This is a genomic window from Thalassotalea sp. Sam97 (assembly GCF_041379765.1).
Taxonomy (GTDB): domain Bacteria; phylum Pseudomonadota; class Gammaproteobacteria; order Enterobacterales; family Alteromonadaceae; genus Thalassotalea_A; species Thalassotalea_A maritima.
Genome location: NZ_CP166919.1, coordinates 1,308,921 through 1,323,322, shown reverse-complemented (window position 1 = coordinate 1,323,322; position 14,402 = coordinate 1,308,921). Strand labels below are relative to the sequence as shown.

At 42.0% G+C, this 14,402-nt stretch carries 12 protein-coding genes; 2 read left to right on the top strand and 10 right to left on the bottom strand.

Annotated elements, in window-relative coordinates:
- Positions 1-132: 132 nt before the first annotated feature.
- The 6 genes from acnD to ACAX20_RS05825 all read right to left on the bottom strand — a co-directional run bounded on the left by acnD (position 133) and on the right by ACAX20_RS05825 (position 8,387).
- Complete coding sequence (gene acnD / locus ACAX20_RS05850; protein WP_371189220.1) at positions 133-2,736, bottom strand: Fe/S-dependent 2-methylisocitrate dehydratase AcnD; 2,604 nt, start codon at positions 2,734-2,736, stop codon at positions 133-135.
- An 85-nt stretch (positions 2,737-2,821) separates the two neighbouring features.
- Positions 2,822-3,946, bottom strand: a complete 1,125-nt coding sequence (gene prpC / locus ACAX20_RS05845) for a 2-methylcitrate synthase (protein ID WP_371189219.1) — start codon at positions 3,944-3,946, stop codon at positions 2,822-2,824.
- An 86-nt stretch (positions 3,947-4,032) separates the two neighbouring features.
- Positions 4,033-4,911: a methylisocitrate lyase gene (gene prpB, locus ACAX20_RS05840; RefSeq protein WP_371189591.1), complete on the bottom strand. Its 879-nt coding sequence runs from the start codon at positions 4,909-4,911 to the stop codon at positions 4,033-4,035.
- A gap of 13 nt (positions 4,912-4,924) precedes the next feature.
- Positions 4,925-5,614, bottom strand: coding sequence for a GntR family transcriptional regulator (locus ACAX20_RS05835; RefSeq protein WP_371189589.1), 690 nt, complete (start codon positions 5,612-5,614; stop codon positions 4,925-4,927).
- Positions 5,615-6,039: 425 nt separating this feature from the next.
- Entirely contained in the window at positions 6,040-7,419 is a 1,380-nt protein-coding gene (locus tag ACAX20_RS05830; protein ID WP_371189218.1) for an amidohydrolase family protein, read from the bottom strand.
- Between the two features lie 86 nt (positions 7,420-7,505).
- Complete coding sequence (locus tag ACAX20_RS05825; RefSeq protein ID WP_371189217.1) at positions 7,506-8,387, bottom strand: helix-turn-helix domain-containing protein; 882 nt, start codon at positions 8,385-8,387, stop codon at positions 7,506-7,508.
- Between the two features lie 401 nt (positions 8,388-8,788).
- Between ACAX20_RS05825 and ACAX20_RS05820 the strand changes: the two genes are divergently transcribed.
- Positions 8,789-10,189, top strand: coding sequence for an MBL fold metallo-hydrolase RNA specificity domain-containing protein (locus ACAX20_RS05820; RefSeq protein WP_371189216.1), 1,401 nt, complete (start codon positions 8,789-8,791; stop codon positions 10,187-10,189).
- Between the two features lie 101 nt (positions 10,190-10,290).
- Here ACAX20_RS05820 and ACAX20_RS05815 read toward each other — a convergent pair whose 3' ends face one another.
- A complete protein-coding gene (locus ACAX20_RS05815) occupies positions 10,291-11,091 on the bottom strand; it encodes a hypothetical protein (protein WP_371189215.1) in 801 nt (266 codons plus the stop codon).
- A gap of 238 nt (positions 11,092-11,329) precedes the next feature.
- Between ACAX20_RS05815 and ACAX20_RS05810 the strand changes: the two genes are divergently transcribed.
- Complete coding sequence (locus ACAX20_RS05810; RefSeq protein ID WP_371189214.1) at positions 11,330-12,085, top strand: polysaccharide deacetylase family protein; 756 nt, start codon at positions 11,330-11,332, stop codon at positions 12,083-12,085.
- Between the two features lie 255 nt (positions 12,086-12,340).
- On the opposite strand, the gene ACAX20_RS05805 is transcribed toward ACAX20_RS05810, so the two are convergent.
- From ACAX20_RS05805 to ACAX20_RS05795, 3 genes are all read right to left on the bottom strand, one after another.
- Positions 12,341-12,574 carry a hypothetical protein gene (locus ACAX20_RS05805; RefSeq protein WP_371189213.1) on the bottom strand — a complete coding sequence of 78 codons (234 nt, stop codon included), beginning with the start codon at positions 12,572-12,574 and terminating at the stop codon, positions 12,341-12,343.
- 547 nt (positions 12,575-13,121) lie between these two features.
- Positions 13,122-13,889 (bottom strand): TatD family hydrolase, encoded by a 768-nt coding sequence (locus tag ACAX20_RS05800; protein ID WP_371189212.1) that lies wholly within the window; start codon positions 13,887-13,889, stop codon positions 13,122-13,124.
- A gap of 163 nt (positions 13,890-14,052) precedes the next feature.
- A complete protein-coding gene (locus tag ACAX20_RS05795) occupies positions 14,053-14,379 on the bottom strand; it encodes a PilZ domain-containing protein (protein ID WP_371189211.1) in 327 nt (108 codons plus the stop codon).
- Positions 14,380-14,402 lie beyond the last annotated feature (23 nt).

The window sequence follows — 14,402 nt, the reverse complement described above, 5'->3', positions numbered from 1 at the left end:
AAGTAATGTACGCCCTATGACGGTGTGTGCGTTGTTTGCTGGCTTGTTTTCAAAGCGAAAACGCTAAGCCTTGTGTACTAGGTGAGCACTCTCAACATAAAAAGCGACACAGAAAACAACACAAACAACACGTTAAGCGTTAGACTCTAAGAAATCTTGAGCGAACTTTTGTAGAACACCACCGGCATTGTATACCGACACTTCCTCAGCCGTATCTAAGCGACACTTAACAGGAATTTCGACAACATTACCGTCTGTGCGAGTCATAACAACAGTCATTAATGCACCTGGTGCAGGTGTGCCAACCACATCAAAGGTTTCACTACCGTCAATGGCGTAAGTATGACGGGTATTACCGTCAACGAACTCAAGCGGTAATACCCCCATGCCAACTAAATTAGTACGGTGAATACGCTCAAAACCTTCTGCAACGATTGTCTCAACACCTGCAAGACGTACGCCTTTTGCCGCCCAATCGCGCGATGAACCTTGACCGTAATCGGCACCAGCAATAATACATAATGGCTGCTTACGCTCCATGTAGGTTTCAATCGCTTCCCACATGCGGCTTTGTTGCCCTTCTGGCTCAATACGTGCCAATGAACCTTGAATAATATCGCCGTTATCGTTGCGAACCATTTCGTTAAGCAATTTAGGGTTAGCAAACGTTGCACGTTGCGCCGTTAAGTGATCACCACGGTGCGTTGCGTAACTGTTAAAGTCTTCTTCTGGTAAGCCCATTTTCGCCAAGTATTCACCAGCAGCACTTGATGCCAAAATAGCATTTGATGGTGACAAGTGATCGGTGGTGATGTTATCACCTAGTACCGCAAGAGGACGCATACCACGCATGGTGCGCTCACCCGCTAAGGCGCCTTCCCAGTATGGCGGACGGCGAATGTAGGTACTCATTTCACGCCATTCATATAATGGGCTTTCCGCGTTATCAACGTTGCGAATTTCAAACATCGGTTGATAAATTTTCTTAAACTGCTCTGGTTTTACCGCAGCTTTAACAATGGCATCGATTTCTTCGTCTGATGGCCATAAGTCTTTAAGGCAAATATCGTTGCCGTTGGCGTCTTGACCTAGCACATCTTGTTCAATATCAAAACGCACGGTACCAGCAAGCGCATAAGCCACAACCAAAGGTGGTGATGCTAAAAATGCTTGTTTTGCGTATGGGTGAATACGACCGTCAAAGTTACGGTTACCCGACAATACGGCCGTGGCGTATAAATCACGATCGATAACTTCTTGTTGAATTTGCGGATCCAATGCGCCTGACATACCGTTACAAGTAGTACATGCATAGCCAACAATACCAAAACCGAGTTGTTCAAGTTCTGTCAAAAGACCAGCTTCCTCAAGGTATAACTTAATAACCTTTGAACCCGGCGCAAATGAGGTTTTAACCCAAGGTTTACGCACTAAACCTAACTCATTAGCACGTTTCGCTAATAGTGCGGCGGCAATAACGTTACGAGGATTAGAGGTATTGGTACAGCTGGTAATAGCCGCAATAATACAAGCGCCATCTGGCATATTACCTTGCCAGTTGTCTAAATCAGGTTGTTGCCATTGACCCGCAATTTGACGCTCAGCTAATGCTGACGTTGGTAACCGGCGGTGTGGATTAGAAGGACCCGCCATATTGCGCACAACGCTTGATAAATCAAACTCTAATACGCGCTCATAAATGGCGTCCGTCATGTAGTCTGCCCACAAACCGGTGTGTTTCGCGTAAGTTTCAACTAACGCAACTTGCTCTGGATCACGACCGGTAAGTTTCAAGTAATCAATGGTTTGCTCGTCAATGTAGAACATACCCGCTGATGCTCCAAACTCTGGCGTCATGTTTGAAATTGTCGCTCTGTCACCAATGGTCAGCTGACGAGCACCGTCGCCAAAGAACTCTAGGTAACTTGAAACAACTCGCTGTTCGCGTAAAAACTCAGTTAATGCTAAAACGATATCGGTGGCGGTAATACCGGGTTGGCGCTCACCAACTAATTTCACTCCAACAATATCAGGTAAACGCATCATCGACGGGCGACCTAACATAACCGTTTCTGCTTCTAAGCCACCAACACCAATCGCGATAACACCTAACGCATCAACGTGTGGCGTGTGCGAATCGGTACCAACACAGGTATCTGGGAAAGCAACACCGTCACGCGCTTGAATCACCGGCGACATTTTCTCCAAGTTGATTTGGTGCATAATGCCGTTACCGGCTGGAATAACGTCAACGTTTTCAAAAGCGGTTTTGGTCCACTCGATAAAGTGAAAACGATCTTCGTTACGTCTGTCTTCAATAGCGCGGTTTTTATCAAATGCTTCAGGGTCAAAACCCGGTGCTTCAACCGCTAGCGAATGGTCAACGATAAGTTGCGTTGGTACCACTGGGTTCACTTTCGCTGGATCGCCACCTTTGTCAGCAATCGCATCACGAAGGCCAGCAAGATCAACTAAGGCTGTTTGCCCTAAAATATCATGACATACAACGCGTGCTGGATACCATGGAAAGTCTAGGTCACGTTTTCGCTCAATAAGCTGTAATAAGCTATCGTTTAATGTTGCAGGATCGCATTTGCGTACCAGTTGCTCGGCTAGTACTTTCGATGTGTAAGGCAGCGTATCGTAGCTACCAGGTTTTAATGCATCGACCGCTTCGCGCGTATCGAAAAAGTCGATATTGGCATTAGGAAGTGGTTTGCGGAATTGGTAATTCATATCAATATCCAAGAAAATTCTGATAATGGGGGAACGATTGTCCCCCTAAATTCACGTATGGGTGTTGAGCGTAAAATAACGTCTACTAGCGCTCTGCGATTGGTTGTACCGTGCGTGGTTCAGGACCTACGTAATCCGCACTTGGACGAATAATACGGTTATTTTCGCGCTGCTCCATTACGTGAGCTGCCCAACCAGTTAAGCGTGAACATACGAAAATTGGTGTGAATAATTTTGTTGGAATACCCATGAAGTGATATGCCGATGCATGGAAGAAATCCGCATTACAAAATAGTTGCTTGGCATCCCACATGTACTCTTCACACGCTACAGAGATATCATACAATGACGTGTCGCCGAACTCGTGAGAAAGCTTTTCAGACCATTTTTTAATGATGGTGTTACGCGGATCTGAGGTGCGGTATACCGCATGACCAAACCCCATAATTTTTTCTTTACGCTCTAGCATGCCAGCCATTTGCTCTTTGGCATCATCCGGTGATGTGAATTTTTGGATCATATCCATCGCCGCTTCGTTAGCACCACCATGCAGTGGACCGCGAAGTGAGCCGATAGCACCAGTGATACATGAGAACATATCAGATAGCGTTGACGCACAAACACGTGCGGTAAAGGTAGACGCATTGAACTCGTGCTCTGCGTATAAAATCAGAGATACGTCCATAACACGACGGTGTAAGTCAGATGGCGTTTTACCGGTTAATAGCTTAAGGAAATGACCGCCAATTGAGTCTTCATCGGTTACACAATCAATTTCCACACCTTCGTGCGAATAGCGGTACCAATATGTCATGATCGCTGGAAACGCCGCTAGTAAGCGGTTAGCTGCGCGGTTTTGCTCTGAGAAGTCATTTTCTGGCTCAATATTGCCTAAGAAAGAACAACCCGTACGCATAACATCCATTGGGTGTGCAGACTGTGGAATGCGTTGTAGCACTTCTTTAAGAGCCTGAGGTAGGTCGCGCATTTCTTTTAGTTCAGCTTTGTACGCGTCTAGCTCTGCTTGATTTGGTAGTTCACCGTTAAATAGTAAGTAAGCCACTTCTTCAAATGTCGCGTTTTCGGCTAAATCTGATACGTCATAACCACAATATGTTAAACCTGTACCAGACTTACCAACTGTACATAGTTTGGTTTCACCTGCACTTTGACCACGAAGGCCCGCACCACCTAGTTTTTTATCTACCATATTCTCTTCCTATTAATTTTTGTTGTAATGTGGGCGCCGTATTTCAGTAAACACATGGAACGAAATCGGCGCTGTAATCATTGTTATTATTTATTTTTGCCTTCGGCAAACAGCGAATCTAGCTTGCGCTCGTACTCGTGGTAACCTAAGTAATCGTATAGCTCCATACGCGTTTGCATTGTATCAAGTACCGCGGTTTGGTCGCCGTCAGCTAAAATGGTCTTGTATACGTTTTCAGCCGCTTTGTTCATCGCTCGGAACGCTGATAATGGGTAAAGTACCATTGCACATCCCCACTCGCCTAACTGCGCTTTATTCCAAAGTTCTGTTTTACCAAACTCAGTAATGTTCGCTAAGATTGGTACGTCTAATGCGTCAGCAAAAGCTCGGTAATGCTCTTCGGTTTGTACCGCTTCGGCAAAAATACCGTCAGCGCCAGCAGCAACATATGCTTGTGCACGCTCGATAGCAGCTTCTAAGCCTTCTTGAGCAAACGCATCAGTACGCGCCATGATGAAAAAGTTTGGATCAGTACGAGCATCAACTGCCGCTTTAATACGATCAACCATTTCCTCAATAGATACGATTTCTTTATTTGGACGGTGACCACAACGCTTTTGCGCTACCTGATCTTCTATGTGCACCGCAGCTGCGCCAGCTTTTTCCATATCACGAATGGTTTTAGCAATGTTAAATGCACCACCCCAACCGGTATCGATATCAACCAACAATGGCAAAGATGATGCTGAGGTAATGCGTTGTACGTCAGCGATAACGTCATTAAGAGAAGTCATACCTAAATCTGGCAGACCATACGAGGCATTCGCAACACCAGCACCTGATAAGTAAATCGCTTGGTGACCTAACTGCTCGGCCATCATTGCAGAATAGGCGTTGATAGTACCAACGATTTGCAACGGCTTATTGTTTTCCAGTGCCTGACGGAACTTAGCGCCAGGAGACAGTCTTGTTGTCATGTTAATCTTCCTTTTCTTGTGTTCTTTGTAATTTTTTTTCGATATTTTTGCGAGATGCGGCAATATGTCGGCGCATTAACATCTCGGCTAATTCACCGTCTCTGTCGACAATGGCAGTTAAAATATGTCGATGTTCATCAAAAGCCCGTGTTGCCCGAGGACTGTTCATACCAAATTGACAACGATACATACGTACCAAATGATATAACTCAAAACATAAAATATTGATTAACTGCTGATTGTGGCTACCAAGAATGACACGATAGTGAAAATCTAAATCACCCTCTTCTTGATAATACGCCACGCCCTCTTTGAGGCCTTCGGTATTGGCATGCACGTTGAGTACACTTTTTAACTCAGCAATTTCTGCATCACTCATATTCTGTGCCGCTAAACGACAAGCCATGCCCTCTAATGCCTCACGTACCTGATAAATTTCTAATAAACCGGTAATCGTACATTCGACAACACGAGAGCCGACATTGGCTTTGCGTTCAATTAAGTGGCACTTTTCTAAACGATTTAACGCCTCCCGCAGTGTTGATCTGCTCACCTGATATTTTCTAGAAAGCTCGGGTTCACTGATCTTGCTACCCGGAGCGATATGTCCTTCAACAATATCGTACTGTAGGCTTTCAAAAATTTTGTCAGCGGTGGTTACGGCGATTTTTTGTGCTGGGTTTTTCACAATATTAAAATTGTCGACAATCTAAGTGATACCGAAAGATACTAGCTAAATTAAACTTGAAGTCAAGGGCTAAAAGGAAATATTGTCGACAATAATCAAGCTCAATTGAATATTTCCGCTTATAACAAGGTTTTTACACCAGTTTTGTACGACAAACATATGTTTGAAAATGAAGCGCTCGTTATTTTTTGAGGCCTCCTATCATCAGGGCCTTCAAATAACGCGATGTTGTAGCGTATCAAGCTAATGCTTTATTGGTACATGACTATATAGAATCTAGTGCCCTGCTAACATGGTCCATTTGGATGATTGTAGCCAGTTGTCTGCAGTCGATTCAATGCCACGCATGGTTATTAAATTGCCACATAGTTTAGTTGGTAGCACATCGGCAGCTATTATCTTAGTTGCTGATGTCCAAAGGCGAGTCATTATAATGCTTGGTAAAGTGTGGTCGCTTCTTGCCAGACGCTTCTTTTCTCAATAGCCTCATCGCGCATTCTGTTCAACTCATGGCTAGCGTACCAGAAGCCATTTTTTACCACAGCTACTGGATGTTTAAGCGTTGCTAAATCTTCAATGGGGTTGTTTTTTGTGTATATAAAATCAGCGTTGAATGCCTGTGCAATTTTGCCTATTTGTTTATCTAACTTTAATGCTTTGGCTGGGTTAATGGTGGCTGCAGCCAACACATCAAAGTTACTCAAGCCAGACTCATGCATCAGCTGCATTTCGGTATGAGTGGCAATCCCATGAGGCGATAGCAGTACGCCAGAATCCGATCCCACCAGTAACTCAACGCCATGTTGATCTAAGACTTTTGTTGTGTATCGCAAAAATTCCATGGTTCGCTTGTTATGTAACGCCATCTCTTTTGACGAAGTTAGCCAACGCTTAACCTGATCTCTGTTTGCATGAAACTTAATAATGTTCGGTATGTACTGTGTTGGTTGTTGCTCAAGGTAATGGTGTTTTTCATTACTTAATTTTGTCAGCTGATAAAAAATATTCAGCGTTGGCGTAACGGGTACGTTTACTGCGCTTATTTCTTTGGCTATCGCCGCTAATTTATCGGCATCAAATGTATAGTTTAATGGCCCCTGGTAAATATCTTCGGCATGTTCAAAAGATTGAAAGCCTGTCAAAGCCGATATCGGCATATCGCCCGATGCGTGGGGGCCATGTTTTGCAACCGGTATATTGCGTGCATTAACCTCTGCAACAATGGCAGTAAGAGTCTCTTGATTGAGACTACCATACGCCTTGATTAAGTCATAGCCTTGTTGATGATATTTCGCCACCGCTTGCTTTGCCTCACTTGCCGTTGCTACGCCGTGCTGCAAAAGTGCGCTTTTGTTGCCAGAAATAATAGGGCTACTCACTGTTGAGGTACTGCCTAGCATTTCGCCTGCAGCGATTTTGTCTCGCCATTCCAGTTGCTTTGGTACACCATTCATGATGCGCACATGAGTTACCCCATGACTTAACGTCATCAAGTAAGCCGCTGGCTCGTATATATGGACGTGCATATCGATTAACCCAGGTGTGATATAACCGCCATCAGCGTTATAGGATTTTACGCCGGTAACGTCTAACGAAGTGGTTTCGCGCTCGTTTAATATTGAAGCGATGATGCCGTCTTTTATGTACAGAGTTTGGTTGTAAATTATGCGCTCATTTTCAACGTCAACGATGTTAACGTTTTTGAGTATAAAGCTATTACTGCCTTGCTGTATTGCAGCAGATGCTGGCGACGTAAACAATGACAAGATAAACACTATAGATGTTATTATTAGCGTTTGTAGATTCATGATTAACTCCTCTTAAATAATATGTAGAGAAATTAACACGCGCCTTACTTAGAAGCGTCTAGGATCATGATTTTCACCTGGAATAATCATGATCCTAGACTTAATTTGTATTCTGTAGGCGTTTTACCAAGCACCTGTTTAAACACTTTATTAAAGGAGGCTTTCGAACTAAAGCCAGCATTAAATGCGATATCCGTTAATGAGTTATAACTATTGGCTTGTAATTTTTCGCATACAGCCTTTACTCTAAACTGATTAATGTATTCATTAAACGATTTTTGGGTATGCAAATTGATTGCTCGGGATATATCTCGGGTTTGAATACCTGTTAATTCGCTAACATTTGCTAGTGTTAAACGCGGTGTTAAATACCACTGATTTTCAAGGATGAGTTTATTTAATTCGACGAATATTGTTTCATAGCCTTGCTCATTAGACGTGTCTGCACTGCTCTGGTTCACTTTCTTGGGCTGTTTCGGCAGGCCATCTAAATTAGCAAATCGGTATATAATGACCATGCTAGCGATTAACCAAACAAAGTTATTAATACCCTGCCCCAATACGTTCACGTCGTATGGCAACACTGGTTGAAGGTTAAGTCGTAATAAATCAATCAGGTTGAATATAGTGACAATAATCAGTAGCCACACAAGCCAATTTAGTGAATATTCATCCGAGTCTGAGCGTTGCTCATCCATGTGCTTTTTATAGTTAATTAACATGGATGCTGTAAGGAAGGCGTATATCACTCGCCAAAGAGTACCGAGGGCAATAATAACATGGACATAAGAAGTGAACGGCAATGCGATAAGCGCAGGTAGCAAGTGCCAATAATCTTGCTTATTTAAACGACTGTTAAGCGCATATTTCGCCGCCAAATACGTTGCTGGACCAAATAGAATAATGAAAACAGGACTGATTAAATACCAGTCTCGAGTGATACCCGTTTCTTCTACGATATTTATCAAACACGCTGCTGTGATAAGACATAGTAATACAGCAATCCCTTTAAACTCTTGTACTCGCCATAACAAAAAGCCCCCTAATATACCCACTGTTATTGTGCCAGATTGAACTAAGTTAACGACGTTAAGTGAATCCATGTATTAGTAAAAAGATAAGGTTTAGCTGGATTGTGGCATGTATAAATCGCGGTGTAAATGACGTTATTTTTGAAGGACGCTAACAAAACTACAATTGAAAATAGATCATACACTTCGTATCGCTGAAACCGTTAAGCTTAAAAGCTTAGTTTAAAATGCCTTTGCTCGGCTAACACTCTAGCGCAGTTAATCATCTAGCAACATAGTTCCCCTGCTATAGTTACAGGAAATAATGCGATCACTTTGTGTTACAACAGGAGCATCTATTGGCCACCATAACATGTTACGGCGCAGCCCAAGAAGTTACAGGTTCGTGTCATTTACTGAAAACCAACAAAAGTACCGTATTACTCGACTGTGGGCTACATCAAGGCAGTCGCGTGCGACGTCATCTAGAAGCTGAGCCATTTGATTTTAATCCTGCGATGATAGACGCAGTGATTCTTTCTCATGCCCATCTCGATCACAGTGGCAGATTACCCATGTTAGTGCACGAAGGGTTTAAAGGCCCGATATATTGTACGTTAGCTACGGCACAACTGTTACCGATCATGTTGTTCGATTCTTACAGCCTTTATCAAAATGACCTCAAGCGAATTAACCGCAAAAATCAACGACAGGGAAAACCCATCATAAATGAAGGATACACAAAAGAAGATATAGAAAATGTACTCAAACTGTGCCGCCCCATGGCCTACAAACAACGCTTTTCGGTATCTGCTGACATTGATGCCACGTTACTGGATGCTGGTCATATTCTTGGCTCGGCCATTAGCAAGTTAACGATAACAGAGCATGAAAGCAAAAAAACATTAGTTTACAGTGGTGATTTAGGCAAACACGGTACCGTTTTAATGAACGATCCTGAGATTGTTGAGCACGCCGATGTCGTCATGATGGAAGGTACATATGGCGATAGAAATCATCGTGACTTAACTGACACCATGGCGCAGTTTAAGCAAATTTTAGCCGACGCATTTCAAAGAGGTGGTAACGCATTGATACCGGCATTCGCGGTGGGTAGAACTCAAGAGCTGTTACTGTATTTAGGCAAATTACAACAGAATAATGAATTAGATGACTGGACGATTTTTCTTGATAGTCCAATGGCCATCGAAGTTACTCGTATTTACGATGACTGGTTAACAACGCTTGATTGCGAAGGAGTACAGTCGCTATCAACCGGCGATGCAAGTTTATTGAAAAACTTTATTTCATCGTTGCATTTAACTATTGAGGCCGAACATTCAATGGCTATCAATAATATTAAAAATCATGCCATTATTATTGCTGGTAGCGGTATGTGTACCGGTGGGCGCATTACCCATCATTTCAAGCATCGTATTTGGGATAAGCGAAATACCGTTATTTTTGTGGGCTATCAGGCGCAAGGAACCCCTGGTCGAGCTATTGTTGATGGGGTTAAATACATCAAGTTATTTGGTGAAACATTACAAGTTAATGCCAATATCGAAACCTTAGGAGGCTTTTCGGCTCATGCTGGGCAGCAAGGATTGTTAGATTGGTTAAACCACTTCTCGCCCGCACCAAGAGTCGTGCTGGTCCACGGTGAAGCCGATGCGTTAGATACCCTTGGCCATAAAATTTGGCAAACGCTTAAGATAAGAGCAGAAATCCCCATGAAGGGGCAAGTCATCGCGTTTTAATGAACTCTCTAACTAGCTATAGGATATTTTAAAATGGGGGGCACTTAGACCCCACTCACTTAAAGGCTCTTACTACAGCGTTAAAGTGTAACGCTATTCGGTTATTGGGTAGAAGCCGTCTTTGCTGCTTCATTTTTTGGTGGATTGCTATAGTTCATATAAGAACCTGTCAATTGTGCTAACTCAGTAAAATAATTTAATATTTCATCCTGTATCGGCTTTAACTCTTGTTCAGTTATATCATCAAATACTTTTGGATCATTAAAGCTGTCTACTAATTTATTTTTACGTTGCCATTGTGTCATCGCCCGGAACTCATTTAACTGTGTCAATTCAATGGGTAATGTCAGAAGCTCTATCGATATATCATAACTGGCTGAAGCGTGATAGCGATCCATACCTAGAAAACTACGTGTAAAAAGTCCTACCCCTTGGCTATAAAATTCATTGCAGCCATATTGAGAGCACTCTAGCGAAGCTAGTGATGGAGACTCCCTAATAACAATTACTGCTTCATAACCTTGTTCAATAAGAAAGTTTCGATGTTGGGCACTGTTTTGTGTGAACTGCCACTGCTTGTTTTTTATTTCTACAAAGTTAGTTAACTTGGTAGCCAACGTATCATCACTTATATCAACTACCTGATATCCTAGTTTACCTTGCAATTCATCCGTAAAGCTATCGACTATAGAGCGTTGCATGTTCCAAGAGAACGGATAAGCTTTCTCAAAGTTATTGAAAATTGTGGTTCCAATATGGGTATGAGTTGGATTATTTTTAGTTTGCACATAAATCGCTATTTTACCTTGCTTAGAGACACTATAGTCAGGTATGGGTGGAACATAAACTTGCGCACAACCACTGATAAATATAACGACAAATAACGAGATAATAGTTCTCATCTAAGAAACCCCTTATGTAATTGTTTTTTTCTAACATACAGCATTTCTTTTTATATTACTATCAGTATGTTAGGGGGGGTTCTACCAATTTCTGTTCTAACATTAACGTTATCTGACGACTTGCTTTTAGCAAGTTCAAGAGTTAATTTAACTCATAGCACAGCATCTATTGTCTTTATCACATTTAGATTGCTAATCGAAGGCATAGAGCAATTCTCAGATTAAACTAAATACAAGAATGATGAAGTACCTAGTTGTTATTATCGCCCTATTTTGTAGCCATTCATTTGCGAAAGTGGCAATCAGCCTGTCATATGATGATGCATTGGCAAGCCAACTCGATATTGCTGTACCCGCTCTCAATAAATATCAGCTCAAGGCGTCATTTTATGTGGTGCCTAAGTCTCCATCATTTCAATTGCGATTAGGTGAATGGCGCTCTCTCGCCGAGCAAGGCCATGAACTTGGTAATCACACCCTATTTCATGCCTGCCAAGGTTCAAAAGCCAATCGGGATTGGGTTGAACTTCACAATGATCTGGATCATAAATCTGTGGCAGAAATGGTTGATGAAGTAGGCGTTGCTAACACGTTATTAGCTGCCGTTGACGGTAAGCTAGAGCGAACGTTTACGCCACCATGCTTCGATAAGTATGCTGGCGGGAAAAATTATCTATCCGCCGTATCCTCTATGTTCATCGCAATTAAAGGACAAGAGCCCCAAGACTTTGCCACAGTAATCGTTGCCGATAATATCACAGCAACCGAGATCATTAACTTTATTGAAAGCCAGCCGCCAAATATAAAATTAATCAACATTTTAATGCACGGTGTGGGTGGTGATTACCTCGCTATAAGCGCCAATGAACATGACAAGTTACTGAATTATCTTTTCGAAAACAAAGCAAGGTTTTGGGTAGACACATATCTCAACATCATGAAGTCAATGTTAGCAACCAGTTCATACACAAGTGCTGATAAGAACCCTAATTGAAAATCATGAACACGCTAATACGGTTATTATTGTCACGACCTGTTTGTACCGAATAACCATGGTTAAAATTGTTAGCTGCATCAATCAAACCTCATCGCGAGCTAGCAGATAAAAACGGCCTTCAACTAAGATAAACGACCTTGAGTAATGTTGTAGTGTCACTCAAGGTCGTAACGTTACATGAAAACCAGAGCTCTGCGTATCACTTAGCTGTACATGCTTAGCAAAATAGCCACTCATAGCATTCGTATTTACTTACTTTTGTTTAATAAAGTCTTTAATTTCTTTTACTGATTTAAATGTCTTGTAACCTGACGCTTCAAGCTCTTCGTTAACGCATAATAAAATGGCTTGATCTTTGTTGTCTTCACCTTCTGCATAATCGACGCAGTAATTGTAAGAATCTTGGACAAAATCCACACTTGCTTGTTCTTCTGACGCCATAACTGCTGTACTCACTAACCCTAAAGCCAATAAAACACGCTTCATACACATACCCTTATGATATTGTTTGTTTATAATTTTGCTTTGTTAAGCCATTAAAAAATAAGCATATTATTTAGATTCGTAAAACGAAAAAAAATTGTCGACAAGAAAAAAGATTTTTACTCTTTAAAAAATCCGCTGCTAAATCGATATAATCAAGCTCATGCTAAGGCATTAAAAATTGTGGAAAAACTGTGATCAACATGTAAGAAAATTGCTCACAACCGTTTAGTAAAAACAGTAAAAACAAAGTAAGCGATTGATAAATATAGATTTAAATTAAATTAACTAAAGTTGGCGTTTTAATTGGATTGTACTAGACTTAAAAGTCCAAGCCGATGCAGAAATGACGATAACAACAGATAACAGACAAAATTTTTATCGTTTAAGTGACTGCATAAACAGAATTTATTAGCGCAGGCTCAACCTATGAGCCATTCCCCTGAGCCCGGAGCTTTTGCTACGGGCTTTTTTTTGTCTGTTCCACGTTTAAGCGAATGATACATATGTTTTATCGTAAACGAGCAATGACGATAAGGAAGTATGCGAATTACAGCTTAAATAAGCGACGATAGTTTGCTGACGATAATTGTGCTATTTGCTCTATAGACTGACCTCGAATATCTGCTAACATGTTTGCCACTTCAACCACATAAGCGGGTTGGTTTTGCTTTCCCCTATGAGGTACAGGAGCCAGATATGGGGAGTCGGTTTCAATCATAAAACGATCATCAGGTACTTTGCTGGCAACGTGTCTTAACGCTGCCGCATTTTTAAATGTAACAATGCCTGAAAAGGAAATATAAAAGCCCATGGCAATTGCTTGCTCGGCCATTTCCCAACTCTCGGTGAAGCAATGCAAAATACCGCCAACTTCATCAGCCTTTTCTTCACGCATAATTTGCAAAGTATCTTCGACAGCATCACGGGTATGAATAATAATTGGTTTATTCAACTTACGCGCGACACGAATATGCTTACGAAAGGCATCCCGTTGCACTTCTTGTGTTTCTGGTGCGTAGAAATAGTCTAAACCCGACTCACCGATGGCGATAACCCGTTCGTTGCTTGCTAACTCTAAAAGCTCAGATTCCTCTACCGCATCTTCTTGGTTTAACGGATGCACGCCACATGATATGTGTACATTATCGTATTTGGCGGTTTTCTCTGCCATGGATTGAAAACCATCTAAGGTAACCGACACACATAACATTTGCTCCACACCAGCATTTTTTGCTGCTGTTACAACATTATCAAGGTTGTTATCAAAGTCGGTTAAATCTAATCGATCTAAATGGCAGTGAGAATCTATAAACACAACTACTCCGTTTACGGTAAATATTGGCAGTGAACCTTGGTACGTGGTTAATACCAAAGAACAGGGTAAATCACGAATGAAAAAGGAGCGACTCGCGCTCCTTGGCTATTTTAATCTATTGTCGACGGTGCGTTAAGCGCTTTTTCTCTGACAACAAGCGCCCTTACATGGTATAGGTAGGCTCTTTTGAATTAAGCAGTCGGCCAAGTTTTGCCTCAATACGGTTGCGAACATTATGTTCATCAGTCACAAAGCTAACTCCGACACCCGGCTGAGTACCATTTTGCGCACCATGTGGCGTGATCCAACAGACCTTACCTTCCATTGCGACAACGTCGTCTTCGCCAGGTAAGGTTACTTCAAGATCAACCTGCTGGCCGAGTTCAAATTGCTCATCAGTTTTAACAAACAAGCCACCTGACTTTAAAAACGGCATAAACGACATGTACAGCTCGCGGTCATTATCAAATACTAATTCAAATTTATGCATCGGTGTTCAATCCTTTTATCATT

Coding starts and splice junctions, on each gene's coding strand:
- ACAX20_RS05805 (WP_371189213.1), bottom strand. CDS start 12,574: ATGAAGCGTGTTTTATTGGCTTTAGGGTTAGTGAGTACAGCAGTTATG.
- ACAX20_RS05815 (WP_371189215.1), bottom strand. CDS start 11,091: ATGAGAACTATTATCTCGTTATTTGTCGTTATATTTATCAGTGGTTGT.
- ACAX20_RS05830 (WP_371189218.1), bottom strand. CDS start 7,419: ATGAATCTACAAACGCTAATAATAACATCTATAGTGTTTATCTTGTCA.
- acnD (WP_371189220.1), bottom strand. CDS start 2,736: ATGAATTACCAATTCCGCAAACCACTTCCTAATGCCAATATCGACTTT.
- prpC (WP_371189219.1), bottom strand. CDS start 3,946: ATGGTAGATAAAAAACTAGGTGGTGCGGGCCTTCGTGGTCAAAGTGCA.
- ACAX20_RS05795 (WP_371189211.1), bottom strand. CDS start 14,379: ATGCATAAATTTGAATTAGTATTTGATAATGACCGCGAGCTGTACATG.
- ACAX20_RS05810 (WP_371189214.1), top strand. CDS start 11,330: ATGATGAAGTACCTAGTTGTTATTATCGCCCTATTTTGTAGCCATTCA.